At 40.8% G+C, this 26,134-nt stretch carries 29 protein-coding genes; 20 read left to right on the top strand and 9 right to left on the bottom strand.

Translation table 11 applies throughout. The features are described from left to right. Nucleotides 1-95: 95 nt before the first annotated feature. The 5 genes from MHI46_RS09835 (at nt 96) to MHI46_RS09815 (ending at nt 3,004) form a co-directional block, all read left to right on the top strand. Nucleotides 96-266 carry a YozD family protein gene (locus MHI46_RS09835; protein WP_064497481.1) on the top strand — a complete coding sequence of 57 codons (171 nt, stop codon included), beginning with the start codon at nt 96-98 and terminating at the stop codon, nt 264-266. Nucleotides 267-316: 50 nt separating this feature from the next. Then, nucleotides 317-925 (top strand): phosphatase PAP2 family protein, encoded by a 609-nt coding sequence (locus MHI46_RS09830; RefSeq protein WP_058838907.1) that lies wholly within the window; start codon nt 317-319, stop codon nt 923-925. A 54-nt stretch (nt 926-979) separates the two neighbouring features. Further along, entirely contained in the window at nt 980-1,297 is a 318-nt protein-coding gene (locus MHI46_RS09825; protein WP_039179333.1) for a hypothetical protein, read from the top strand. A gap of 112 nt (nt 1,298-1,409) precedes the next feature. Further along, nucleotides 1,410-2,105 (top strand): purine-nucleoside phosphorylase, encoded by a 696-nt coding sequence (gene deoD / locus MHI46_RS09820; protein ID WP_012010274.1) that lies wholly within the window; start codon nt 1,410-1,412, stop codon nt 2,103-2,105. 68 nt (nt 2,106-2,173) lie between these two features. Further along, nucleotides 2,174-3,004 (top strand): M15 family metallopeptidase, encoded by an 831-nt coding sequence (locus tag MHI46_RS09815; RefSeq protein WP_260773864.1) that lies wholly within the window; start codon nt 2,174-2,176, stop codon nt 3,002-3,004. Between the two features lie 50 nt (nt 3,005-3,054). Here the strand turns inward: MHI46_RS09815 and MHI46_RS09810 are convergent, their stop codons facing one another. Together MHI46_RS09810 and MHI46_RS09805 are read right to left on the bottom strand one after the other, a co-directional pair. Further along, nucleotides 3,055-3,306, bottom strand: a complete 252-nt coding sequence (locus MHI46_RS09810; RefSeq protein WP_024422704.1) for a hypothetical protein — start codon at nt 3,304-3,306, stop codon at nt 3,055-3,057. A gap of 92 nt (nt 3,307-3,398) precedes the next feature. After that, on the bottom strand, nt 3,399-4,097 hold the full coding sequence (locus MHI46_RS09805; RefSeq protein ID WP_039179329.1) for a class I SAM-dependent methyltransferase: 699 nt from the start codon (nt 4,095-4,097) through the stop codon (nt 3,399-3,401). Nucleotides 4,098-4,247: 150 nt separating this feature from the next. Here MHI46_RS09805 and MHI46_RS09800 point away from each other — a divergent pair, with 150 nt between their 5' ends. After that, the gene (locus MHI46_RS09800) at nt 4,248-5,633 is read left to right on the top strand and encodes a S41 family peptidase (protein ID WP_260773860.1); all 1,386 of its coding nucleotides are present in this window, start codon (nt 4,248-4,250) and stop codon (nt 5,631-5,633) included. Between the two features lie 355 nt (nt 5,634-5,988). Beyond that, nucleotides 5,989-6,903, top strand: coding sequence for a class I SAM-dependent methyltransferase (locus tag MHI46_RS09795; protein WP_059375543.1), 915 nt, complete (start codon nt 5,989-5,991; stop codon nt 6,901-6,903). 95 nt (nt 6,904-6,998) lie between these two features. Here the strand turns inward: MHI46_RS09795 and MHI46_RS09790 are convergent, their stop codons facing one another. From MHI46_RS09790 to MHI46_RS09780, 3 genes are all read right to left on the bottom strand, one after another. Next, nucleotides 6,999-8,486: a sodium:solute symporter gene (locus MHI46_RS09790; RefSeq protein ID WP_059375541.1), complete on the bottom strand. Its 1,488-nt coding sequence runs from the start codon at nt 8,484-8,486 to the stop codon at nt 6,999-7,001. After that, the gene (locus MHI46_RS09785) at nt 8,486-8,689 is read right to left on the bottom strand and encodes a DUF3311 domain-containing protein (RefSeq protein WP_024422700.1); all 204 of its coding nucleotides are present in this window, start codon (nt 8,687-8,689) and stop codon (nt 8,486-8,488) included. The genes MHI46_RS09790 and MHI46_RS09785 overlap by 1 nt, the downstream gene beginning before the upstream one ends. 237 nt (nt 8,690-8,926) lie before the next feature. Next, nucleotides 8,927-9,544: a nitroreductase family protein gene (locus MHI46_RS09780; protein ID WP_058838910.1), complete on the bottom strand. Its 618-nt coding sequence runs from the start codon at nt 9,542-9,544 to the stop codon at nt 8,927-8,929. A gap of 138 nt (nt 9,545-9,682) precedes the next feature. On the opposite strand from MHI46_RS09780, the gene MHI46_RS09775 reads away from it, so the two are divergent. Both MHI46_RS09775 and MHI46_RS09770 read left to right on the top strand, forming a co-directional pair. Then, complete coding sequence (locus MHI46_RS09775) at nt 9,683-10,015, top strand: winged helix-turn-helix transcriptional regulator (RefSeq protein ID WP_024428324.1); 333 nt, start codon at nt 9,683-9,685, stop codon at nt 10,013-10,015. A 75-nt stretch (nt 10,016-10,090) separates the two neighbouring features. After that, entirely contained in the window at nt 10,091-10,309 is a 219-nt protein-coding gene (locus tag MHI46_RS09770) for a hypothetical protein (RefSeq protein WP_024422697.1), read from the top strand. A gap of 40 nt (nt 10,310-10,349) precedes the next feature. On the opposite strand, the gene MHI46_RS09765 is transcribed toward MHI46_RS09770, so the two are convergent. Continuing rightward, nucleotides 10,350-10,823, bottom strand: coding sequence for a spore gernimation protein GerT (locus MHI46_RS09765; protein WP_039179316.1), 474 nt, complete (start codon nt 10,821-10,823; stop codon nt 10,350-10,352). A gap of 86 nt (nt 10,824-10,909) precedes the next feature. On the opposite strand from MHI46_RS09765, the gene rarD reads away from it, so the two are divergent. The 4 genes from rarD to bshB2 all read left to right on the top strand — a co-directional run bounded on the left by rarD (nt 10,910) and on the right by bshB2 (nt 13,212). After that, on the top strand, nt 10,910-11,821 hold the full coding sequence (rarD, locus tag MHI46_RS09760; RefSeq protein ID WP_039179314.1) for an EamA family transporter RarD: 912 nt from the start codon (nt 10,910-10,912) through the stop codon (nt 11,819-11,821). 78 nt (nt 11,822-11,899) lie between these two features. Next, entirely contained in the window at nt 11,900-12,181 is a 282-nt protein-coding gene (locus tag MHI46_RS09755) for a hypothetical protein (protein WP_024428326.1), read from the top strand. Continuing rightward, nucleotides 12,178-12,528: a YojF family protein gene (locus MHI46_RS09750; RefSeq protein WP_008359999.1), complete on the top strand. Its 351-nt coding sequence runs from the start codon at nt 12,178-12,180 to the stop codon at nt 12,526-12,528. Before MHI46_RS09755 ends, MHI46_RS09750 begins: the two co-directional genes overlap by 4 nt. A gap of 18 nt (nt 12,529-12,546) precedes the next feature. Beyond that, nucleotides 12,547-13,212 carry a bacillithiol biosynthesis deacetylase BshB2 gene (gene bshB2, locus MHI46_RS09745; protein ID WP_260773851.1) on the top strand — a complete coding sequence of 222 codons (666 nt, stop codon included), beginning with the start codon at nt 12,547-12,549 and terminating at the stop codon, nt 13,210-13,212. 43 nt (nt 13,213-13,255) lie between these two features. Here bshB2 and MHI46_RS09740 read toward each other — a convergent pair whose 3' ends face one another. Then, complete coding sequence (locus MHI46_RS09740) at nt 13,256-14,617, bottom strand: MATE family efflux transporter (protein ID WP_260776094.1); 1,362 nt, start codon at nt 14,615-14,617, stop codon at nt 13,256-13,258. Between the two features lie 59 nt (nt 14,618-14,676). Next, the gene (locus MHI46_RS09735) at nt 14,677-14,802 is read right to left on the bottom strand and encodes a hypothetical protein (RefSeq protein WP_008359993.1); all 126 of its coding nucleotides are present in this window, start codon (nt 14,800-14,802) and stop codon (nt 14,677-14,679) included. Between the two features lie 82 nt (nt 14,803-14,884). Here MHI46_RS09735 and cdaS point away from each other — a divergent pair, with 82 nt between their 5' ends. The 7 genes from cdaS to odhB all read left to right on the top strand — a co-directional run bounded on the left by cdaS (nt 14,885) and on the right by odhB (nt 25,124). Next, complete coding sequence (cdaS, locus tag MHI46_RS09730) at nt 14,885-15,511, top strand: sporulation-specific diadenylate cyclase CdaS (RefSeq protein ID WP_058838914.1); 627 nt, start codon at nt 14,885-14,887, stop codon at nt 15,509-15,511. Nucleotides 15,512-15,915: 404 nt separating this feature from the next. Further along, complete coding sequence (locus MHI46_RS09725; protein WP_260773847.1) at nt 15,916-17,241, top strand: peptidoglycan endopeptidase; 1,326 nt, start codon at nt 15,916-15,918, stop codon at nt 17,239-17,241. A 78-nt stretch (nt 17,242-17,319) separates the two neighbouring features. Next, entirely contained in the window at nt 17,320-17,898 is a 579-nt protein-coding gene (locus MHI46_RS09720) for a superoxide dismutase family protein (RefSeq protein WP_260773845.1), read from the top strand. Nucleotides 17,899-17,987: 89 nt separating this feature from the next. Further along, nucleotides 17,988-18,866: a MoxR family ATPase gene (locus MHI46_RS09715; RefSeq protein ID WP_024428332.1), complete on the top strand. Its 879-nt coding sequence runs from the start codon at nt 17,988-17,990 to the stop codon at nt 18,864-18,866. Nucleotides 18,867-18,877: 11 nt separating this feature from the next. Then, nucleotides 18,878-20,794 carry a VWA domain-containing protein gene (locus MHI46_RS09710; RefSeq protein WP_059375531.1) on the top strand — a complete coding sequence of 639 codons (1,917 nt, stop codon included), beginning with the start codon at nt 18,878-18,880 and terminating at the stop codon, nt 20,792-20,794. A gap of 224 nt (nt 20,795-21,018) precedes the next feature. Next, nucleotides 21,019-23,853: a 2-oxoglutarate dehydrogenase E1 component gene (sucA, locus tag MHI46_RS09705; RefSeq protein ID WP_039179296.1), complete on the top strand. Its 2,835-nt coding sequence runs from the start codon at nt 21,019-21,021 to the stop codon at nt 23,851-23,853. A gap of 14 nt (nt 23,854-23,867) precedes the next feature. Continuing rightward, the gene (gene odhB, locus MHI46_RS09700) at nt 23,868-25,124 is read left to right on the top strand and encodes a 2-oxoglutarate dehydrogenase complex dihydrolipoyllysine-residue succinyltransferase (RefSeq protein WP_039179294.1); all 1,257 of its coding nucleotides are present in this window, start codon (nt 23,868-23,870) and stop codon (nt 25,122-25,124) included. A 34-nt stretch (nt 25,125-25,158) separates the two neighbouring features. Here the strand turns inward: odhB and MHI46_RS09695 are convergent, their stop codons facing one another. Beyond that, nucleotides 25,159-26,109: a bile acid:sodium symporter family protein gene (locus MHI46_RS09695; RefSeq protein WP_251180390.1), complete on the bottom strand. Its 951-nt coding sequence runs from the start codon at nt 26,107-26,109 to the stop codon at nt 25,159-25,161. Nucleotides 26,110-26,134: the final 25 nt, after the last annotated feature.

The raw sequence follows: 26,134 nt of genomic DNA, 5'->3' as shown, positions 1-26,134 counted from the left end.
TTTACTGCATTTATATGTATGGAATGAGCCATTATGACAAACTGTAATAAAAAACAGCCGGCGTTCATACATCATAAAAAAGGAGGCGGAATGCAATGAAAGAAGCAGATTTGGTGATTGATACAGAGGAAATTGCGGAGTTCTTCTACATGGAGCTGATCAAAAGAGGGTACATACCTGCTGAGCTTGAAACATTTGAGCTGGCTGACATTACATTTGAATATATGCTGAAAAAAGCAATGATAGTTGAAGAAGAGGCGTGGTAGGCACTATACTTTGAAGAGATTCTGAAGAGAGAGGGAGGGGAATCCTTCGCGTGTACATCCTATTTCTTTTCATTTTATTTGGCGCCATTGCTGCGCTCATGGTATCTGGGGCTTTTCAAGATTTGGACAACCAGATCATCTTATGGTTTGAAAGCATCAGACTCCCTTTTTTAAATGATGTCATGCTGGCTTTGACGGACCTTGGCATCAGCGCGCTGCTCGTTCCAATCATGCTCATTTTTAGTGTGGTATTGTTTATGTATAAGCGCTACTACTCTATCATGATGCTTTTTCTATTATATCTCACAGAAAAAACAATCAATCATGAATTAAAGGGGCTGTTTGCTAGAGAGCGTCCGGCCTTTGATCACCTTGTAGGTGAAACGTATTACAGCTTTCCGAGTGGACATTCGATGAATGCAGCCACCATCTATCCTTTTATGGCTTATCTATTAGTTGAGATGATTCCATGGCTGAAAGAACGACAGAAAATCGTCTATTTGATCACAGGACTGGGCGTCCTAGTCATCGGCATCAGCCGGATGTATATTGGCGTGCATTATTTGACAGATGTCGCTGGAGGCTTTGCGATAGGACTCGCTTTATTTCTCATTTGTAAAAAGATTGACGAAAGATTGCCTGTCATTCGACAAAAATAGAAGAAGGAAATTGACAGATCCCAGCCAATTTTATATAAAAGGGGAGGGATTTGAATGCAATTGACGTTGAGATTTTTTCAAAAGAAACCTTCAGCATTTCACTTAACCATTTATCAAACACCTGAATATGGCGCTGCAAGTGGGCATCAGCCTGTGTACCGGACAAAGATTGGCGGCAGAACACACCTTGATGTACTGGAAAAAGCATTCTCGACATTTAATGTACATGATACAGTCCCTAATGATTACAATGCGCGGTTTATCACAACTGGCGATATTGTTGTGATTGATGATAGGAAAAAGGGGAAGTGCTATTATCAGCTCTCTCCGGCAGGATGGAAACGCAGTGAACGACTAATGACGATAGGCTAAATAGATGATGAATGATGCCAGCTTGAGATCCAGCTGGTATTTTCTTTTTTAAGCTCTATCGTTTATAATAAATAGGATAAAATACATAGTAAACGTAAGTGGAGGCTAAAAAATGAGTGTACATATTGGAGCAGAAAAAGGACAAATTGCAGAAACGGTATTGCTACCAGGCGATCCGCTTCGTGCGAAATATATTGCAGATACATATTTAGAAGATGTTGAGTGCTATAACGAAGTGCGCGGAATGTATGGCTATACTGGAACCTATAAAGGAAAACGTGTTTCTGTACAGGGCACTGGGATGGGCGTACCATCTATTTCGATTTATGTGAATGAACTCATTCAAAGCTATGATGTTCAAAACTTAATCCGCGTTGGATCTTGCGGAGCTATCAAAAGGGATGTCAATGTACGTGACGTCATTTTAGCGCAGACATCATCAACAGATTCACAAATGAACCGTGTGGCATTTGGGCCGATTGATTATGCGCCATGCGCCGATTTTGGCCTGCTTAAGAAAGCATATGACACAGCGGAAGCAAAAAATGTCGCTGTACGTGTCGGAAATGTATTTACAGCAGACCAATTTTACAATGAAAAACCACTTGAGCTCATGGCTCAATATGGTATCCTAGCGATCGAAATGGAGACAACCGCTCTTTATTCTCTTGCAGCAAAATTTGATCGAAAAGCGTTATCCATTTTGACAGTGAGTGATCATGTTCTAACAGGAGAAGAAACAACGGCTGAAGAGCGTCAAACAACGTTTGATGAAATGATCTTAATTGCGCTAGACTCCGTTTTATAATAGTATAAAGGGTGTGCTACTACGTAGCGCATCTTTATTTTTTTAGAAGAGCAAAAGGAAGGTATGTCATGAAGAAAAGCTACAAAATACTCTCAATCGCATCGATTCTTGGTTTGACAGCCGCATTATCAGGCTGCCAGTTGCTGGATCAAAAAAGCGGTACATCTGAATCAAACAAAACAAACGAACAAAAAAACGCAGCAAGTTCATCTCCCCAGCACAACTCAAACGATACGGCAGATTCATCGAATCAAGAGCTGACGTTAAAGAGTGAATATTTCAATGACATCAAGGTTGTGAGCGGTCTGAAAACCATTCAAAATCCTGAAAATGTGCTAGCACTTGTTAACAAAGAATATGCATTACCAGGAACCTATAAACCTTCTGATCTCGTTGTGCCAAAAGTAGAATTCTCTTTTTCGGAAGATATTGAAAAGCGGTATATCCGCAAAGAAGCAGCGCAAGCGCTTGAGAAGTTATTCAAAGGTGCAAAAAAGGAAAACTTCGAGCTTGCTGCAGTATCTGGCTATCGCTCCTATGACCGTCAAAAAGTCATTTTTGATAGTGAGGTCAAATTAAAAGGCAAAGAAAAAGCACAAGAAGCAGTCGCTTTACCAGGCGAAAGTGAACATCAAACAGGTCTTGCCATGGACATTTCCTCAAAAAGTGCCGGCTTTGAGATCTCTGAAAAATTTGGTGAAACACCAGATGGCAAATGGGTGGCTAAAAACGCCTATAAATATGGCTTTATCATCCGTTATCCAAAAGGAAAAGAAGACATTACGAAATATGAATATGAGCCGTGGCATTTGCGCTATGTGGGAAAAGAAGCTGCTAAAGCGATGCATGATCACGATTTAACATTTGAAGAATACATGAACAAAGTAAAGAAAATCTAAACAAGTAAAAGGCCTCCCAGTTATTCGGGAGGCCTTCTCTTATTCTTCTTTTAAAAAAAGAACAATCCTGCTAGTGCGAAGCCGGTAATGAACCCGAGTCCGATGCCATACGCTGCACCCCAGCCATAATATCCGCCCCAATAGCCAAAGCCAAAGCCCCCGCGAGACCCGCCGACTGGACGAATATAAACTTTGCGGTTTGTCACACGCTCAATGCGTCCGACATGTACTCTGCCATTACGATCAGTGATTCTAGCGACTTTCCCCATGTGCTGCTGACAAAGCTTGTAGTAGCGCTCCATGTTTTTCCTCCTTATGACAAACTCTTTTCACTCTTATCCTATGCGAGAGACCTCATAGAGTTTGGACAAAACATATAGGGGATTCGCTCATTTTATACAGTGCATTCAAATAGAATGTGACTTAGCTGCTTGCGGTGTGCTTGAATGAGATCGTAGTGTGTTTGCAGCGTCTCGTAAAGAGAAGGCGGTATGTGTTCAGATAATTCCATTTCTGTTGGTTCCTCCTGCACCATATGTTCATCGAATGAGAGAATCTGAATGTCACGGAAGCCTGCTGCTGTTAACTGCTCCTTCCATTCTTCAAGCGACAAGAGCGAGTGAAAGCCGTAAAAATCTCGAACAACGGCCATCTCTTCACGTGTAAGAGGGGCTTTTAACACAGCTTCATTTGCAATCAATTGACTGCCAGGAGCAAGGACCCGTTTGATCTCAGCAAGTGCAACAGGCAGCTTGGTAAAGCTTAAAACAGATTCACTGATGAGTAGAGAGAACGCTTGATCTGGAAAGGGCAGCTGCTCAATGGATGCCTCTAAGGCGCGGGTTGGCAGTTCTTCCCGCTTGAATCGCAGGTTCGCCTTTTCAATCATCAATGGATGCGTATCAATGGCCTCCACCTGATAACCTATATTTCCTAAGTAGGCGGCCGTCTGTCCTGTACCGCATCCGGCATCCAGTATACGTGCATGAGGCGGCAGTTTTATATGCTCAATCATCGTTTTTGTTAACTCAATTCCGCCAGGATGGGCACCTGATACGCCAAAATAGGCAAGCATTTCTACATAATCACTCATATCATCCCTTCTTTCCTTATCCTGTTCCTCTCTAAAGATTATGCAATAAAGGAGCAAATGGCTTATCTTTTCAAGTAGAAGTTGATCCTTTGGTTGACGGATGAAGCATCGTCCTTGATAATAATGAAAGGAGATAAAGGTGGTGTTTTTTTGAAAAAACAAATGAAGTTCGTGGTAGCCATTCTGGTGACTGCTGCACTGTCCTCTGCGATTACATTTGTGATCACAAAACAAGGTGCTGTCAGCGTCTCTGGAGACGAGAAGTTTAGTAAACTCATGGCTGCGTATACGAAGGTAAAGGATGAGTATTACGAAAAAACGGATGATCAAAAACTAGTAGATGGTGCGATCCAAGGAATGATTGCATCACTTGATGATCCATACTCTACATATATGGATCAGGAGGAAGCCGAAGGATTTAACAACACCATTTCTTCATCATTTGAAGGAATTGGTGCACAAGTAGAAGAGAAGGATGGACAAATTTTAATTGTCGCGCCGATTAAAGGCTCTCCTGCTGAAAAAGCTGGTTTGAAACCTCATGATCATATTTTAAAAGTGGATGGAAAAAGCACCAAAGGAATGTCGGTCAATAAAGCAGTCTCTCTCATCAGAGGAAAAAAAGGAACGGATGTCCAGTTGCATCTCAACCGTCAAGGAGTGGGCAATGTAGATGTGACCATCACAAGAGACACGATTCCGCTTGAAACAGTGTATGCAAAACTCACAAAAGACAAAATAGGAGAAATCCAAATTACGTCCTTTGCTGAAACTACATCGAAAGAGCTGGATAAAGCGATTGATGACCTTGAGAAAAAAGGGGCAAAAGGTTTTGTCATTGACCTAAGAGATAATCCAGGCGGCATTATGACAGAAGCCATTGAAATGAGCAATGACTTTATCGATAAAGGGAAAGTCATTATGCAGGTTGAAGAAAAAGGGAAGAAACAAGTGTACAAGGCTGAAAAAGAACGCAAAGTCCATCAGCCGGCAGTTGTTCTTGTAAATGGCGGCTCAGCCAGCGCTGCTGAAATCATGGCGGCGGCTCTGCACCAATCTTCAGGCATTCAAATTGTGGGTGAAAAGACGTTCGGCAAAGGAACTGTCCAAAATGCGCAAAACTATAATGACGGTTCTAGTGTCAAGTTAACCATTGCAAAATGGCTGACTCCAGACGGTTCTTGGATTCACAAAAAAGGAATTGAACCACAGGTCAAAGCAGCTCTTCCAAGTTATGCAAAGCTGCCGTACTTAAGCCCGAAAAAAACGTATGAGCTAAATGACAATGGAGATGAAGTCAAAGCGGCTCAAAAAATGTTCCAAGCGCTCGGCTACAAAGCAAAAGCAAACGGTGAATACGATCAAGCATTCCAGTCTATCGTCAAAAGCTTCCAAACAGACAACGATTTAAAGGCAGACGGTATTCTGACAGGAGATACAACGACCGTTCTGATGACAAAGATCCAAGATAAGTTAAAGAACAACGATACACAAATGAAAAAAGCCATTGAAGTCTTGAAAAAAGAAATGAAATAAAGAAAAAGCAGTCCTCATCAGGGGACTGCTTTAAGATTGTAGAAAAACCCAACCTTTATTTTAAGTGAAGTGGGGTTTTTTGATAAAAACATATAGAGTTTTATGCTGAACACGGGTCTTTCCATGTCTAGTTTGCTTCCTTTTAAAATTCATGGCAATGAAAGTAAGCATACTTTCATTTTTGATCCATGTAACGCTGTTAGGTGTTACTATTTGTATGGAAAAAGACTGTTTTAAACTTGACAAAAAATGTGATTATGCTATAATTTACTTTCTTATTTTTAGAATATATAATAGGATTCTCCTGGCCAGGAGAATCCTATTTTTTTGTTCTAAAATAAAGGAGTGTGTTTGTATGAAGAAAGATGAGCCCAGTGTCACTTCGTTAATATCGGCTTTTGCTAGATCCTATCATAGTCAATTTGATACTCCTAAAATCTTTAATGATTATATAGCTAAAGAATTAATTTCTGAAAAAGAATTCAATGACATCAAAGAAAATATGGTTCAAGGCATACATTTCTTCAACAAAGATATCGCACAAAAATTCGAGGGAAATACAGAAGAAATATTAAAATGGATTACACAAGTCCAGCTGTCTCCAATAACCTTATCACGTGCTGCGTATTGCGAAAAAGTAATGCTTCATGAGGTAGCGTTAGGATTAAGACAATATGTCATACTTGGCGCTGGATTAGATACTTTTAGCTTCCGACATTCAGAATTGGAAAACAGCTTAGAAATATTTGAAATTGATCATCCTACTACACAGGAATTTAAAAAGCAAAGATTGGACGAGGCTAACTTAAAAATCCCAAGTAATCTTCATTTTGTTTCTATGGACTTCACCAAAAATTTGTCCTATCAAAACCTAATAGGTCAAGGATTTGATAACAAAAAGACGTTCTTTAGTCTTCTAGGGGTTTCTTACTATTTAACGAAAGAGGAAGTTTCAAGCTTAATAAATTATTTATTCACCAAGGTTCCATCAGGAAGTTCAATCGTTTTTGATTATGCAGATGAAAAACTATTCGAAGAAAAAGGAACCTCTAATAGAGTTGAAAATATGGTGAAAATGGCTTCAATAGGCGGAGAACCGATGAAATCATGTTTTTCGTACTTTGAAATCGAAAAGGTGTTAGAGAAATCAGATTTACTCATTTATGAACATTTATCACCTGAAAAAATTAATAAACTGTATTTTAACAATAGAGAAGATTACCTATCAGCTTTTGAGACCATTCATTACATTCATGCCGTAAAAAAATAAAACTCCAGCATGTACATTGGAATTGTGTTATACAAAAAATCTTGTAGACTTTGTCTACAAGATGAAAGCAGTCCTCATCAGGGGACTGCTTTTTCTTATCTTGTGATCGCTTCTGTTTTTTCATTATCCTTTTCAAATAGTTCATTCATGACAGAATTGGACGTGACCTTCTTTTGGAAGAATGGATTTAAAATCAAGATGACTACGACGTTTGCTAGTAAACCAAGAAAACCTTCATAAAGGCCGAACGTGACTTGTGAGATATTCGCTGTAAAGGTGACGATGATTCCAATGACTAACCCAGCAATCGTTGCTTCTCTCGATTGTTTTTTCCAGAACAAGCTGATGGCAATGGCTGGGAAGATTTGGACCATTCCTGAAACACCAATGAGCTGAAGTGTGACAAGTGCAGTTGGGAACAGCATCCCGAATAAAAGAGCGAGCCCGATGACGATAAATACCATCGAACGTGTAATGATGGTCAATCTTTTAGGTGACACATTCGGATGAATTAAGTCACGGTATAAATTATTGGCAAATAAATTCGATGCGCCAATAGCCATGATGGAGCATGGAATGAGGGAAGCCAGTGCAATCGTTGAATAAGCGAGCCCCTGCATCACGCCGCCATATGATGTTTGAATTAAATGAAGAAGAGCAAATCTTGGATTTGTATCTTCTGGTAAGACTAAAAAGGCAATAAATCCAAGGAAGATGACCAAAATCAATACAATATTATAAAGAGGCAAAAACATGCTGTTTTTACGGATGGCATCTGCGCTTTTGGCTGTAAAAACCCCAGTTGCCGCGTGTGCCCACATAAACAAAGCAAGGGCAGAAACGCCTGAAGCAGTAATGAACCATAAAATGCCTTTAGGACCGCCTTCAGGGATCGTGAGAAGCTGAGGCGCTTCTTTGGCTAACGTGTTCATCATCGGTGTCCAGCCGTTAAAATGAATAATTGGCAGTGAAACCACCATGAACAGCATGATCACCCAAACGAGAATATCCTTAATAATGGCTGTATATGTAGGACCTTTAATACCACTGAAAAATGTATAAAGTGCGACTAAAATAAATGAAATGATAACAACTGCATTGACATTAATATAATTAGTTCCAGCGACAGTTAACGTATCTTGAATCCCGCTCAGCTGAAGACAAATATAAGGAATCAGCATAAGTACCCCAACAATCGCAATCAAACTAGATAACAGCTTGCTGTCAAACCGCTCACGTGCATAATCGGCAAGTGTTGTAAGGTTGTGACTTTTCGCTACCGTCCATAGTTTCGGTAAAAAGAAATAAGCAATAAAATAAGCTAGGACTGAATAGGGAATAGCGAAAAAAGCGACGCTTCCAGCTGTATAAGCTGTACTTGTAAGCCCTAAAAAGGTATAAGCTGTATATAAGTCTGCGCCAACGAGAAACCAGACAAGCAGTCCGCCAAATTTTCTCCCGCCGACAGACCATTCTTCTACTGACTGTCTTGATGATTTGTCACGACCAGCGGCAAAACCGATGACCACGACGATGAAAATAATACTTGCAGTAATCAATAAAGCTGTTAAATTTCCTTGCATTAGTCAGTTCCTCCATTTGAATGTTGCATCTTATAAATGATAAATGTGCAAATTGGTGTGAGTACAATCCATAGTAAGAGCCAGAAGTGGAAAAAGGGCAGGCCGATGACAAATGGATGAATGCGATTCGCAAATGGCAGTAATGCGAGCTGTCCAATGAATGGAATCGCGATAAGTAGTGCCAGCATCAATTTTTTGTTCATGATTTCCTCCTGAATATTTTGTAATTTCATAATAATAGCAGTTGTCAGATTAGATCACAAGACCATTTTCAGAAAAAACAATCATTTTGGTGAATATCATACTAATATAACGCTTTCATTCTTAAAAAGGAGAAAAAGTGAAGATGTAAAGAGGGAGAAGGGGAAAGAAAGTATGTAAAAATAATATTTAAAGCAAATAAAAAAGCCTCAGCATAAAAGCTGAGACCTTGCCAATTTTTAAAGGAAATCAGATACTTCTTCGATGTCGAAACGATTGCTTTTATGAGCTTCTTTTGCTGCTTTACCAACAGAAATCAGCATCACCGGGTCGTAGCGGCCGCTTACATTGAATTCTTTGATGTATGCTTCTTTACTGAAGCCACCCATTGCACACGTATCATAGCCCATTGCTTTTGCCGCAATCATTAATTGCATAGCAGCTAATGAAGCATTTGAATAGGCTGCTTCTCGTGCATATTGCTCGCTTTGATATGCGCCATTGATTTGAGTCATCAATGTTTCTTTAATGTCTTCAGTAATAAAGCCTTGTTCAGCCAGCTCACTGTAGATTTTTTCGCCATTTTGGTTAGCTTCAAGGTCACCTAAAACTGCAATAACAGCTGATGCTTGTGATATTTGCTTTTGGTTGTACGCGATTGGAAGTAACTTCGCTTTTGCTTCAGCACTATGGAAAACAGTGAAGTGCCAATGTTGAAGGTTCCAAGCAGATGGTGCTTTTGTTGTGATTTCAAGAAGCTCTGTTAACTCTTCTTTTGTCATTTCATGAGTAGTATCATACTCTTTTACTGAAGCTCTTTGTTTTAAGATGTCAATCGTTTTTTGATCGGTCGCCATATGGATATTTCCTCCCGTTTTTGCAAATAGTATGGTACAATAACTAAAAAGTGAGAAACTTACTTATTGTAACTAGAGATATTTTAAATTGTACACCGTTAGTTTGTCAAACAATCATGAAAAGAAAGGCTGAAATTTATGGAATTCCAATTATGTCCACACATTCAGCAAGCTTTTTTACTCCTAGGCAAAAGGTGGAATGGGCTTATTATACATGTATTGCTTGATGGTCCAAAGCGTTTTAAAGACCTCACAGACACGATTCCATCTATCAGTCAAAAAATGCTTGCAGAGCGTTTAAAAGAGCTCGAGCAAGAAGGAATTATAGAGCGGACTGTCCTGCCTGAGACGCCTGTCAAAGTCATTTACAGCTTAACTGAAAAAGGGAATGCGTTACATGATGTGTTTCATGAGGTATCTCGGTGGGCAGGGGAGTATACAGACTCTCACGGCAAAAAGGAGCAAGCCTAGTTTCAGGTTTGCCCAAACATTTTGACTCTTGATGAATATGCTGATGTTAGGCACATGACAAAGGAGGAGAAATGCATGTACCCTCATACTCCGTATTTTCGAGGCGGCGCCCCTGGCATTCCGCCATATGAATCCAGAGTCCCTTTGTTTTTTGGTTTTGGCGCTCCTTTGGTCGGCGGACTGCTTGGCGGATTTCTAGGAAGTGCGATTTTTAATTATCCCCGTCCATATTACCCCCCGCCACCACCGCCTGCTCCACCACCTTATGGCGGCGGATATCCACCATATTATTAAGAAAAAAGAGTAAGCCTGCTTCCATTCCAAAGCAGGCTTTTTATAATGGAATATCAATTTCAGAAATTCCTGGATCATCATGCTTTAAAAACATAATTTCCAATATACCGTCTTGATACGACGCCTTCGTTCCTTTTCGCTTCACAGCAGCAGGGAGGACGACTTTTTTCTGCGCCCCTTCTTCAGGAAAATGATCAATAAACAGCAGATTGGCTGTATGTTTGATTTTGACTTTTTCTGTGTTCGGACGAGCAAGTTCAATTTTGACAAACACATGATCAGTCGTCTCGAACACTTCGACTTCTGGCTCTTTTTCTTTTTGAACGTCAGTTTCTCTTGTTTTTTGATTTTGAGATAGGGGGTCCTGAAATGGGAACTGAGCAGGATAATTGGAGCCGAATACACTTTCCATGACTTGATTGACATACTGCTCAACGTCTTTAGGATCTGAATTCTTTAAGGCTTCTTTTGAGAACTGCTTTTGAAAAGGGAATAATCGGTTCCAGTCGAACATGCGAATCATCCTTTCTAAATGCCCTGAATTAGTATATGCCCATTCGCCAGCGTGCGTGCTATAATATACGTTAGATTTAGAAAGGGATGGTTACATTGAACGAACAGCATTCAAAAGGTGTTCTCTACACGGCAGCATCTTTTACACTCTGGGGTTTATTCCCGTTATATTGGAAGCTGATGGAACATATTTCGTCAGGCGAAATTTTAGCGCACAGAATTGTATGGTCATTTGTGTTTATGTGCGGTATTCTTTTGTATTTAAAACAAGTCCGCCCAGCGATGCAGACAGTAAAGGGTCTCATACTGGATGGTAAAGCATTTTTTTCATTACTTTTATCTGCTATTTTAATTTCGGTCAACTGGTATGTATATATTTGGGCAGTCAATCATGGTCTTATGCTAGAAGCAAGTTTAGGGTACTATATTAATCCGCTTGTATCCGTTCTATTAGGGATTATTTTCTTAAAAGAACGACTTAATAAATTACAAACCATTGCCATCCTCATTGCCGCATTTGGGGTGATCCTTTCAACAGTTCAATACGGGTCATTTCCTGTCGTTGCTTTCTTATTAGCCTTTAGCTTCGGTTTTTATGGTCTGATTAAAAAAAGGATGAGCTTCACGAGCGCGATTGGTTTGACGATTGAAACGCTGCTTCTCGCACCGGCTGCACTAGTGTACTTATTATTTTTCTTAAAAGAACCTGTTGTGACTATGAATCCTAACAGCTTCGGATCGCTCGGACTTCTATTTTTTGCAGGTGTTTTTACAGCCGTGCCGCTTCTTTTATTCTCAGAAGGCGCAAAAAGAATTCCTCTTTATCAAGTGGGCATTTTGCAATACATTGCACCGACAATTACGCTGTTTTTAGGGCTGTTTGTCTATCACGAACACTTATCCGCAGCTAAAATTGTGACGTTTCTTTGTATTTGGGTGGCGATTTTACTGTTTACCACCTCTCAATTACGCATGAAAAAAACAGCGAATTCTCATTAAGTCAAACGAGCAGTTTGCTTTTTTTTGCAGGCGGATCATGTCATAATAAGTTGTTACCAAAACTGTAGAGGTGATCATATGTCGTCAGCTCATGAGCTTGCAGCCGCCTATCAATCTTTATGGAAAAATCGTCAGCTTGATGTTGATGATATGTCTTCTTTACACGAGGCCATATGTGATGATTTACTTGATGCACGAACTCATCCGAGGGCGAGGAAATCATTACACCAAAAGTATGTGCTTGCTGTGGAGAGAATTTTAGAAAGTGAGCTTAAGCATGATCATCAGCTGCAGCTGATCAGCTTACATACAAAAAAGCTGCGAGAATTAATTCAAAATGAAGGAAGGAACCACTCATGAAACCAATTCAAACGGAAGATGTCACAGCACATCTTGAATCGTTTTTAAATCGTCCAGTCTTCGTTCATCTTGAAACGACAACTGGTTCTTATTCAGCTCATGTAAACGAACAAAATATGACGGTTGTGGCATATATCCGCAACGCGAAAGTCGTCTATTCACAGGCGAAAATAAAAGGACAAGGTCCATACCGTGTTGGAATGAAAACAGAAGATGGCTGGATTTACGCAGAAGGATTAACCGATTATGTGTTTGATGACCAAGGCCGCCTGCTTTTAGCTGGGCACTTGCCAGACGGGAAACTAGCGATCTCATTACAAATTAGTGAAACACCATTTCAGGTGTAGAAGAAAGGGTGACGAGTCATGAACGAACATGTACTAGTGATGCTGCCTCACCCCGATGATGAATCCTTTGGGGTTGCAGGTCTCATTGCACAAAGCAGAAAACGCGGAATTCCCGTCACATATGCATGCGGGACACTTGGGGAAATGGGCAGAAATATGGGAAGCCCAACATATGCTAACCGTGAAACACTTCCGGAATTAAGAAAACATGAATTAATCAATGCCTGCAAAGAAATGGATATCACAGACTTACGTATGCTTGGCTTGCGTGATAAAACATTGGAATTTGAAGACGACGAGTATTTGGCAGATGTGATGGAATCCATCATTGATGAAGTCAAACCGACACTCATTGTGACGTTTTATCCAGGACACGGTGTACACCCTGATCATGATGCGACAGGCGAAGCTGTGATTCGCGCTCTATACCGCAAGAAAAAAGAAGACCGCCCTGTCACATACTGCATGGCCATTACGAAAAATAGAGAAGAAGTGCTTGGAAATGCGGATATTGTTATTGATATTACAGATGTTGCAGATATCAAATTAAATGCACTGAGAGCGCATAGAACGCAAACAGAAGGCATGCTGAGAGAACTTGAACAAAAACTGAAAAACAAAGAACCTGTCGTCCAAAAATGGTTTGATGAAGAAATTTTCTGGACGTATCAATGGAATGATTAAACGCAAAAGCAGCTGACATAGATCAGCTGCTTTTTTGTTGTATTTAGTGGTTCGATACATATCGAAGTTGACGTTTTTGAATCAATCTGAGACGGATAAAGAGGACGATGGCACCTGCGGCAAGCCCGGCAATCAGCCCAATCCAATAACCAAACGCACCAAAGGAGGTATATGTGCCAATGAGATAACCGGCAGGAAGACCGATGACCCAGTAAGAGACAAAAGCAGCAATCAGCGTATAATTCACGTCTTTATAGCCGCGCAGAGCCCCTTGAATGGGTGCAGCAATCGCATCTGACAGCTGGAAGAAGATCGCGTAAATCAAAAAGTGCTGTGTCATTTGTAAAACAGCTGATTCAGCTGTATATAAACCAGCGATCTCTGGTCTGAATAACAAAATAAGTGCGGCCGTACATAATGAGAATAATACCGCCGTACCAATGCCGATATAGCTATAGCTTTGCGCGTCTTTATATCTCTTAGCCCCCGCTTCAAACCCAACAACGATCGTTAACGCCATTGAGATACTAAGCGGTAAAATATAAAGAATAGAAGCAAAGTTCATTGCCGCTTGGTGACTGGCGATTGTAATGGTATCAAAGTGACCCATTAAAAGCGTCACTGCTGCAAAGATACTCGTTTCAAAAAAGATCGCAAACCCGATAGGAAGGCCAATTTTCAGTATTTGGCCTATACGGGAGATATTCATTCGAGGCAGTTTTTGAAACAAACGAAATGAGGCGAATGGCTCTGCTTTAATGACAATACAAATACTCATGATGAAAATCGCCCAATACGTCATTGCAGATGCAAGGCCGGCACCCGCACCACCAAGCTTTGGAAAGCCAAAATTCCCAAAAATCAATACGTAATTTAAAACAAAGTTAATAGGAAGTGCTGTGAGCGTGATGAACATCGTCACACGTGTTTTCCCTAATGCATCAATAAATGACCTTAGCACCGAATAACCAAACAGCGGGATGATGCCAAACGCAAGAAAGCTGAGAAAATGCTGAGCAATATCCTCTACAGATTGCTCGAGTCCAAGTCCTCCGAGTATATAAGGGACGCTGATCGTACCAATGACAATCACAGCGATACTTAAAAGAAAGGACAAATAGATCGCCTGAAAGACAGCCCGGGGAACATCTTCTTTATGCCCAGCCCCCATCAGCTGAGCCACAATCGGAGTAACGGCCATTAAAATACCGGCAAGTCCTGTATAAACAGGTGTCCAAATACTAGAACCGATCGCAACCCCCGCAAGGTCTTCTGCACTTACTTTTCCAGACATCACCGTATCTAAAAATGTAATAAGTGAAAGACCTGCTTGGGTGATTAAAATCGGAATCAAAATGGTTAAAAATAGTGTCAGCTTTGCTCGAATGCTATTCGTTTCTCTCATCATAAGTTCCTCTCTGAACAGAAATAACGAGAGGAATTATATCATGCTATGTAAAAAAATCAATTCTCCGTCGGATTATTTTTCTTAGATGGCTTCGTTTTTTTAAACATTTGGGCATAAATAAAAGAAAGACTGACAACACCTAAAATGCTGCAAGCATATTGGATGATTTTCTGAATGGTCATATTAAGCTCACCTCCATACAAATAGAATGTGCACAATTTGCTATTTTATAACAACAAGCGAAAGAAGGAGGGAAAAGGTCAGATGATCCACCGGACGAACGAAGAAGTCATATTTAAAGCAGGAATGAGAACACACTTGATGAACATTAAGAAGGATGCAAGTGACATCATTGATTCTCTTGATGAAACAGAGCAGTGCTTACTTTGTGATCTCGAATCATTGCATGATCAGTTTAATGAAATGCATGCAGAGGCTTCGTCGTTTTATTTGCAAGCGTATATGGAAGAATTCACACCAGGATTTGCTCAATTTTCTTTAGCCATTGAGCATTTATCAAAACAAAAGCATGGTGCACTCATTGTGATCCAAAGAAGGGATGAGGTTGAGGATTTTATTCAAAAAGGGACAAACCTCCATGCGAAAATTAGTGCTTCCTTAATAGAAAGCATTTTTTACCCGGGAAATCCACTTCATGATGGGGCTCTTTTAGTCAAAGAAAATACACTTGTTTCTGCTGCAAATGTGCTGCCGCTTACATCAAAAAAAGTGAGCCCGTCGCTCGGCACAAGGCACAGGGCAGCGATCGGACTCTCTGGTATGACCGATGCACTTGTTCTTGTCGTATCAGAAGAAACGGGAAAAATGTCGTTTGCGAAAGAAGGCGTGCTTTATCCGCTTACCGTAAAAGATCCGGAAATAAGAAAATAAAAACGAACGCTGCATTCTTCATTCGGAAGGATGCTTTTTTATTTGTGGAGAAAAAATAGCTAATTAAGCAAAAAGTCATTTGATACAGAAAAATTTGTCATGTAGAATAGAACTATGAAACTAGCAGCGTGCTTGTTTTGACAAATTTCTAAACGTCAACTTAAAAATTCCTTAAAAAATGTTTATAAATAAAACAAACAGCCGATAGAAACGATATGGCTTTGTTTTTTAGCATTTTGAGTTGGCTGCTTTAGCCTATTTGTTATTGCCCAACGTCTTCATGTCGAGTAATATAATAGAAATAAAGATAAAATAGTGCAAGAGAAGCAGAACCATTAAATGCTAAACTCGAAACTAGTACATAAGTCTTAATGAACCAAATTACGAAAGGCGGAGATTTCTTTATGAAGAAAAAAGTAGTAACCGGCCTCACAGTTTCAGCGATCGCTGGCTCAGCTGTGTTTGCTGCACCGGCAGAAGCACAGACGATCAAGGTGAAAAGCGGTGACTCACTTTGGAAGATTGCCGAACAGTACAATACAAGTATTTCGGAGCTTCAATCTCTTAATCAATTAAAAACGACAATGATTTTCGCAGGACAAAGCTTGAAAATTCCTGGCGGAAAAAGCAAGAAATCCAGTTCATCAACAGGATCAAAAGCAACGAAGAAATCAAGTGCTTCAACGACTTCCAGCTACACTGTAAAGCTTGGAGATTCTTTATGGCTGATTGCAAAAAATCATAAAATGTCAGTTGCGAGCTTAAAAAGCCTAAACAGCTTAAACAGCGACTTGATTCGTCCTGGTCAAAAGCTAAAGGTATCTGGCAGCACGAAGACGAGCGGAAGCCAGTCATCAAATTCAAACTCATCTTCAAATTCCAGCTCAAGCAATAAGACTACGAACTCAAATAGTTCATCGTCTTCAAGTACATACAAGGTTAAATTAGGGGATTCTCTTTGGAAAATTGCGAATTCGCTAAATATGTCGATTGGTGAAATCAAAACATTGAACGGATTAAAATCTGATATGATTTATCCGAATCAAGTATTGAAAGTAAAAGGGACGGCTGCATCAAAACCAAGTCAGTCAAAACCTACTAAACCAAGCAATTCAAACAGTAACCAGTCTTCTAGCGGGAAAACAACATCTTATACTGTAAAATCAGGCGATTCGTTATGGAAAATTGCGAATCAATTCAAAGTACAGGTTCAATCCATCCGCACAGCCAACAGCTTGAAAAGTGATGTGCTTAGAATTGGACAAGTATTAAAAATTAATGGTGCAGCTTCCGGCTCAACTGGATCGAACGGTTCTACGTCTAACGGTTCAACAACTCCGGTCAACAATAACAAAAACGATGTACCAATGAACGCAAAGATCACGACAATGATCCAAGAGGGGAAAAAGCTGACAGGCGTTCCTTACAGATGGGGTGGTAATACTCCAGCAGGATTTGACTGCAGCGGCTTTGTTTACTATCTCATTAACAAAGTTTCATCTGTATCCAGACTAAGCACAGCAGGCTACTGGAATATGATGACTTCTGTTAGCACACCACAAGTTGGAGATTTTGTTTATTTTACAACGTATAAAGCGGGCCCTTCTCATATGGGACTATACCTTGGCGGGGGAGATTTCCTTCATGCAAGTGACAATGGAGTAGGGATCTCGAACCTAAGCAACCCATATTGGAAAAAAGCCTACTTAGGTGCAAAACGTTTCTTCTAAAAAAAGCCGATTTTCGGCTTTTTTTGTTTGCCCGCTGCTGTGATTGTCCATACTGATAACAAAAGGGGGCAGTCATAAATGAAAAAGTCAGTGTGGATGATCATGATATGTTTGGTCTTTACTGCGTCAGCATGTCATGCACCGCCGAAAAAAGAAATGACAGAAGAAACAAGCGAAGTTGCCGCACCTAAACAATCACCAGTCACAACGTCACTCATAAACGAAAGCGGGCAAAAAATAGGAAGCATTGAAATCAGAGAATCCTCAGAAAATGGGCTTGATTTGCATGTGAAAGCGAAAGGGCTGCCGCCAGGTCCTCACGGTTTTCATATTCATGAAACAGGAATATGTGAAACGCCAGATTTTGAAACGGCAGGAGCTCACTTTAATCCAACCCATAGAGAGCATGGTTTTGACAATCCAAAAGGGCATCATGCTGGAGATATGCCTAATTTAGAGGTAGGGGCAGATGGACAAATTGATGTTGTCGTGAACGTACCAGATGTGACATTAAAGGGAGGCCCAAATCAATTAATCGATCAAAATGGGCGAAGCTTTATCATTCATGCAGAAGCAGATGATTATTTAAGTAACCCTTCTGGAAACTCAGGGAAACGCATCGCTTGCGGAGCGATCACAAAAGAAATGGTGAAATAACAGAAGTCTAACCTTTATGTATTGAGTGCATAAAGGTTTTTTTAGTATACTTGGTGAGGAAAATGATCGAAGAGAGGAATTAATCATACATGTTTAACGAACAATCACTCCCAGAAGAAATTCAAGCAATGATTGAAGCAAAAGCAAAAGTGCTGGAAGAAGAATTTCGTCCACTTATTGGAACAGGCGGCTATGAATCACAGGATACTTCTATCATTCAAGATGCCATGATTGCATTAGCACTAGGAAAAAACGTTCTTTTAAAGGGGCCGACCGGCTCAGGTAAAACAAAACTAGCAGAAACATTATCCGCTTTCTTTCAGCAGCCGATGCACAGTGTGAACTGCTCGGTTGATCTTGATGCTGAAAGCTTGATTGGCTATAAAACCATTCACAATGATGGTCAGGTGGCTTCGATTGAATTCATTGAAGGACCTGTGACAAAAGCAATGAAAAAAGGCCATCTTTTATATATTGATGAAATCAACATGGCAAAGCCAGAAACACTGCCTATTTTAAATGGTGTACTCGACTACAGAAAAATGATGACAAACCCATTTACAGGTGAGGTTGTTCGAGCAGAAGAAGGCTTTGGCGTCATTGCGGCAATCAATGAAGGGTATGTAGGCACAGTGCCTCTAAATGAAGCGTTAAAAAACCGATTTGTTGTCATTGACGTTCCATATATCGGCGGCGGTATCCTGAAAGATGTGCTGCAATCTCAATCTGTTTTAAAGGATGAGCGGTTAATTGATCAATTCGTTCAGCTCTCATCAGACCTTATTACACAAGCTCATAACGGACAGGTGAGTGAAGAAGCAGCATCCATCCGCGCGCTCCTAGATACTTGTGATCTTGCGCAATACATCCCGCCGCTTCGTGCCGTTGAACGAGGGATTGTTGAAAAACTGGAAGATGACCGGGAAAAAGCAGCGGTAAGAAATATCGCCCAAACATTATTCGAGTGAGGTTCTGACTTGTGAAATTTATCAAATTTAATGACAGCAGAATCGATTCATTTCTATTTATGGAATTAACGGATTTAGCTAAAACGTTAGCAAAAAGTGATGATGTCGAGCTTGAATACGGTGTGCAGTCCTACTATGAACCGTTTGAAAAGAAAATTTTTATCAGTCATTTTTGGGATGATCGTAAACAAGAAGATATGCTAGCAGGGCTGAAAAGTGATGTGTTCCTTCGTGCAGTAGGGACCGTTTATAGTGATCTTACTGTATTTCAGGAGATCGTTCGCTATGCGCATACATTATCCATTCCTGATATATGTAAACAATTGTTTATGCTGTTTGAAGATATCCGGATTGAAGAGCGGATTAAACATGGCCGCCCAGGAACAAAAAAGGTATTTAAACGAAGAAGAGAGCTGTACCGGCGTCACTTTAAGACACAATTAACGATTAACCAGGAACGAAGCATTTTAACGGATGCACTCTTTTGTGCGATTTATGTGAAGCTGACAGCTGATTCTCCGCTCGAAGAGATTCCGCCTCTTCATGAGCAGATCAATCCGATGATTCCGTTTATTGAGTCAAGTCTTGAACGTGTGTATGATGCGGGTTCAACAGCAGACATTGCAGCTATTGTCAAAGAATTGATGGAAGGCTTTGATGAGCTGCTTGAAAAGGACATGCTGAATACGTACTTTTTCTTCCCTGAATTGGACTATGAACAAGCGGCAAAAGAACCACTGTTCCATGACTTAAAAAGAAAACCTAAATTAAGTGAGGACATCAAAGTCGACCGGGAAAAAGAAGGCGATGAAGACATTCACCAAGAGTACATGGAAGTATGGCATCGAGAAACCGAAGCGCCATCAAAAAGCTTCCTTCAATTTGATTTAGAGCATGGCGGTAAAAGTGATCTTGGTAAGGATGCAGCAAGAGAAGGCGATGACGGAGATCAGGCACTCGGAACTGTACAAGGCTCTGCAAAGCAAACACACCGAAAAGATTATTCAAAGCTTGAGGCGCTGGAAGAGGCTGAAGGTGAAGAAAGCGGAGCAGACGGTCATGAAAATGGAAAAGAGAACAAATATGCGTTTCCAGTCATGATTTCACCAGATCCGCCTATGCCAGAACAAATCAATGTATACAAGCAGCATGCGAAGGAAATTGAGCCTTACCAAAAACGCTTAAAACAAATGATCCAAAAAACTCTTGAACATAAAAAATCTTGGCCTAAAACGGACCTTCATGCGGGACGTCTCAGCAAAAAGCTGATTCGCTACTTTACAGAGTCTAATCCGCGTCTTTTCTATAAAAAACAAGCACCGTCTTCTCAGATTGATGCTGTTTTCACCTTATTAGTAGACTGTTCAGCGAGCATGTTTGACAAGATGGACGAGACGAAAAAAGGCATTGTTCTATTTCATGAAGCGTTAAAATCCGTACAAGTCCCACATCAAATTGTTGGGTTTTGGGAAGATACAAACGACGCAACAGAAACAAGTCAGCCAAACTACTTCAACACAGTCGTGTCGTTCAAAGATTCTTTATTTGATGCAGGGCCTTCTATTATGTCTCTTGAGCCAGAAGAGGATAACCGGGATGGTTATGCGATTCGTCAAATGACAAAGATGATTTTAAAGCGAAGAGAAGAGCAAAAGTTTCTGATTGTCTTTTCAGACGGAGAGCCAGCTGCGTTCAGCTACGAACAAAATGGGATTGTCGATACGCATGAAGCAGTTCTTGAAGCGAGGAAAAAGGGCATTGAAGTGATCAATGTGTTTTTATCCAATTCGCCGATAGAAGAAGCACAGATGAAAACCATTCAAGATATGTATGGCAAGTTCAGCATTTTTGTACCAGATGTCGATACATTGCCAGATGTTTTATATCCACTACTGAAGAAACTGCTGCATAAAAGCATTGGGGCATAAGGTTTTGCCCCTTTCTTTAAATTATTTTTCGGAATGATTTAAATTTTTTGTTTTTCTGTGAATTTTTTATCTTTAATTGAACAAAGAATGTAGAAAGTAATCCAAAACAGTGGTAGAATATTATTGGAAGCGTTTTATTACATAAATTTGGTCATTGTGTTCTGGAAGTTATATCGAGATAGTGTTCAATCACTTGATGATCAAAGTTGGGGGTAGTGTTCAAAATGTTTCAAAATGATGTGAAACAACCGTTGAGTTGGGAAGAATTTCATGGTCCGAACCTCGGCTATGTGCTCGAGCTCTACGATCAGTATGTCCAGGATCCTACTAGTGTTGATGAAGATCTAAGAGGCATATTTGATGAACTTGGTGCACCACCGAGTGAAATGAAGGAGGAAATTGGGAAAAAAGAAAATAGCGTAGTTACTTCTGAACAAATCCAAAAGATAGCATCAGTCGTTAAACTGGCAGAAGACATCAGAACGTATGGCCATTTAAATGCTTCCGTCAATCCTCTTCGCAAAGAAAAGGAATTACAAGAACTGTTTCCTTTAAAGGAGTACGGTTTAACAGAAGAAGATGTCAAGAATATTCCGATATCTATTATTAGTCCGGATGCACCAAAACACATTTCAAACGGCATAGAAGCCATTAACCATTTGAGAAATACGTATAAGCGTACCATTTCATTTGAGTTTGATCACGTACATGACTTCGAAGAGCGAAACTGGCTCTCAAAATCAATCGAGTCTGGTGAACTATTTAAGAAAAAACCATCAGATAAACTAGTTTCTGTATTCAAGAGATTAACAGAAGTTGAGCAGTTCGAGCAGTTTCTTCATAAAACATTTGTTGGGCAAAAGCGCTTTTCTATAGAAGGTTTAGACGCACTTGTCCCAGTACTTGATGAAATTATTTCAGAGTCCGTTACACAAGGGACTTCAAATATTAACATTGGAATGGCACACAGAGGCCGTTTAAATGTATTAGCACATGTGTTAGGGAAGCCATATGAGATCATTTTCTCAGAATTCCAGCATGCGCCAAATAAAGAGCTTGTTCCATCAGAAGGCTCTATCGGCATCAGCTATGGATGGACAGGGGATGTTAAGTACCATCTTGGAGCTGACCGTCAAATCAAAGACGAAGATACAAAGAGTGCGAGAGTCACGCTTGCTAATAACCCAAGTCACTTGGAGTTCATTGATCCAATCATTGAAGGAAGCACGCGTGCTGCTCAGGAATCACGTACTCAAAAAGGCTATCCAGTTCAAGACGTTGAAAAAGCGTTAGCCATCTTAATTCATGGGGATGCAGCATTCCCTGGAGAAGGAATTGTGGCAGAAACATTAAATTTAAGTCAACTTGTAGGCTATCAAGTGGGCGGAACCATCCATATTATTGCCAACAATATGATCGGGTTTACAACGGAAAGCAATGAATCTCGTTCGACGAAATATGCAAGTGACCTTGCAAAAGGGTTTGAGATTCCTATTGTTCACGTCAATGCAGATGATCCAGAAGCGTGTTTAGCGGCTGTTCAGCTAGCTGTAGAATACCGCAAACGTTTCAAGAAGGATTTCCTTATTGACTTGATCGGCTACCGCAGATACGGTCATAACGAAATGGATGAGCCTTCTACAACTCAGCCAATGCTGTACGATGCGGTCAGAAAGCACAAAACGGTCAAGAATATCTTTGCAGATAAACTTGTCTCAGAAGGTCTTTTGACAAAAGAGCAGCGTGAAGAAATCGAGCAGGCTGTGACGGCAAAAATAGAAGAAGCCTATAAAAAGGTGCCTTCAAAGAAAGAGCATACGATTCAAGAAATCGAACTGCCAGAGCCTGTATCAAACGGCTTCCCAGCAGTGGATACATCAGTAGAATTTGATGTATTGCGAAAGCTGAATGAAGAATTGATCAGCTGGCCGAATGATTTCCAAGTATTTGGTAAGCTGAAAAGGATCCTTGAAAAACGTGCAAAAGTGTTTACAGATGACCGTAAAGTAGAATGGTCACTTGGGGAAGCACTCGCATTTGCATCTATATTAAAAGACGGTACGCCAATTCGAATGACCGGACAGGATTCAGAGCGTGGTACTTTCGCTCAAAGAAACCTTGTTCTTCACGACAGTCAAACGGGTGATGAATTTATTGCTCTTCATGAACTGAGTGATGCAAATGCATCGTTTACTGTTCATAACAGTCCACTGTCAGAAGGCTCAGTCATCGGATTTGAATATGGTTATAATGTTTATTCTCCTGAAACGTTAGTGATTTGGGAAGCTCAATTCGGAGACTTCGCAAATGCGGCTCAAGTGTATTTCGATCAATTTATCTCAGCTGGCCGTGCAAAATGGGGACAAAAATCAGGTTTAGTGATGCTGCTGCCGCATGGATATGAAGGACAAGGTCCTGAGCATTCAAGTGGAAGAACAGAGCGCTTCCTGCAATCAGCTGCTGAGAATAACTGGACAGTTGCGAATCTGACAAGTGCAGCGCAATATTTCCATATTCTTAGAAGACAGGCGAAAATGCTGCTTCGTGAAGAGATTCGTCCGCTTGTCATTATGACACCGAAGAGTCTGCTTCGTAACCCGAACACATTGTCTGAAGTCCAAGAATTAACGGATGGACAGTTCCGTCCAGTTCTTGAACAGCCAGGTCTTGTACATGATCACGAAAAAGTATCGCGTCTCGTGCTATCTAGCGGGAAGGTATCCATTGATATTAGTGATCGTTTTACTCAAATGGAAGAGCCGAAAGATTGGCTTCACGTTGCAAGAGTGGAACAGCTGTATCCGTTCCCAGCCAAAGATATTAAAGGAATTCTAACAAAGCTGACAAACTTAGAAGAAATCGTATGGGTGCAAGAAGAACCGCAAAATATGGGAGCTTGGGGATACATTGAGCCATATTTACGTGAAATTGCGCCTGAAAAAGTAAAAGTACGTTACATCGGCCGAAGAAGACGTTCAAGTACGGCTGAGGGTGATCCAACTGTGCATAAAAAAGAACAAGAACGAATTGTATCTGATAGCTTGACTCGCAAAAACTAAGGGGGAAATGAAAAATGGCGGAAATTAAAGTACCTGAATTAGCGGAATCAATCTCGGAAGGAACGATTGCTCAATGGCTAAAGCAGCCGGGCGATTATGTGGAGCAGGGGGAGTACCTGCTGGAACTTGAAACAGATAAAGTCAATGTCGAACTGACTGCTGAAGAATCTGGTGTATTAAAAGAAGTGCTCAAAGATTCTGGTGACACTGTACAAGTTGGAGAGGTCATCGGAACGATTGCAGCAGGTGAAGCTGGCGGAAGCGAGTCCGCAGCTCCAGCACCTGAGCAAGCTTCTGCACCAGCTTCGAAAGAAGAACCGGCAGCTGCTCAAAAAGAAGAAGCAGTGAAAGAAGAGCCGAAAGCTGGTAATGGCAGAACCATCGCTTCTCCTGCAGCTAGAAAACTAGCGAGAGAGAAGGGATTAGACTTATCTGAGATTCCAACCGTAGATCCGCTGGGCAGGGTACGAAAGCAGGATGTCGCTTCTTATCAAAAGAATGAAGCACCTGCAAGTGCACCGAAAGCCGCGCCAAAAGCAAATGCGGCGGTGCAAACTGAACAACCAGGAAAGCCAGTTGAACGTGAAAGAATGTCACGCCGCAGACAAACAATTGCAAAACGTTTAGTTGAAGTTCAACAAACGGCTGCGATGCTGACGACATTTAATGAAGTCGATATGACAGCTGTGATGGATTTAAGAAAGCGTCGTAAAGATGCCTTCCTAGAACAAAATGATGTCAAGCTTGGCTTCATGTCCTTCTTTACAAAAGCAGTTGTAGCAGCACTGAAGAAATATCCGCTGCTTAACGCAGAAATTCAAGGTGATGAGCTTGTCTTGAAGAAATTCTATGACATCGGCATCGCTGTTGCTGCAAACGAAGGTCTTGTCGTACCAGTTGTCCGTGATGCAGACAGATTGTCATTTGCAGGGATTGAAAAAGAAATTGGTCATCTTGCGAAAAAAGCAAGAGATAACAAGTTGGCTCTTAGTGAGTTACAAGGTGGATCATTTACGATCACAAACGGCGGAACATTTGGTTCTCTGCTTTCAACACCGATTTTAAACAGCCCGCAAGTTGGAATTTTAGGAATGCATAAAATTCAGCTTCGTCCGGTGGCGATTGATGAAGAACGTTTTGAGAACCGTCCGATGATGTATTTAGCTCTTTCTTACGACCACCGTATTGTCGATGGTAAAGAAGCAGTTGGATTCCTTGTTACGATTAAAAACCTGCTTGAAGATCCTGAGCAGCTATTGCTTGAAGGATAATCTTCCATTATAAAAGCTAGCACCTTAACAGGTGCTAGCTTTTTTTCTTTTCACTGTCAGGTTGTCCTCGTTTTGACCAATACGTCGCAAGCCAGGAACCAGATAAGTTATGCCACACACTAAAAATCGCACTTGGTACGGCTGCGAGCGGTGAGAAATGTGCTGTTGCAAGGGCTGCACCAAGCCCGGAGTTTTGCATGCCTACTTCAATCGAAATCGCTCTTTGAGAAGAAATATCCATTTTGCACCATTTTGCGATCAGGTAACCAAATAAAAGACCGAGCCCATTATGTAAAATGACAACGGCTAATATCAGCAAACCAGATTGAAGAATCTGCTCTTTATTTGCACTGACAACCGCTGCAATGATCACCACAATTCCAGCAACAGATACAAGCGGCAATGCTTGAACCGCATAGTTTACTTGTTTTTTGAAAAACACCTTAACAATAACCCCTAAGATAATAGGAATAAGCACAACTTGGACAATCGACAAAAATAATGCCTCCGGTGATACAGGCAACCATGATCTTGCAAAGATAAAAATAAAAAGAGGCGTTAAAAAGGGAGCAAGAAGGGTCGATATAGTTGTGACCGCTACGGATAATGCCATATTGCCTTTTGCCAAAAAGGTCATGACATTGGATGCAGTACCGCCTGGGCAGCAGCCCACAAGAATAACGCCTACTGCAATTTCAGATGGCAGCCGTAATCCGTAAGCTAATAAAAAGGCGATAAGCGGCATGAGTGTGTACTGCGCCAAAACACCGATTAGCACATAAAGAGGTTTACGAAAAAGCTCCTTAAAATCTTCACCTGATAACGTAAGCCCCATCCCAAACATAATGATTCCTAGTAAAAAAGGGATATACGGTCCAATCTGAGAAAATACGTCAGGAAAAGCAAATCCAAGACATGCAAAGATAATGACCCAGATTGCGAAGGTTCTTCCTGCAAATTGACTAATGGTTAAAAGAATGTTCATTCATTGCTTCATCTCACTTTCCTCA

It is taken from the genome of Bacillus sp. FSL K6-1000 (assembly GCF_038630785.1).
Taxonomy (GTDB): Bacteria; Bacillota; Bacilli; order Bacillales; family Bacillaceae; genus Bacillus; species Bacillus safensis.
The sequence above is the reverse complement of the archived record's forward strand: the minus strand, read 5'-3'. Positions and strand labels throughout refer to the sequence as shown.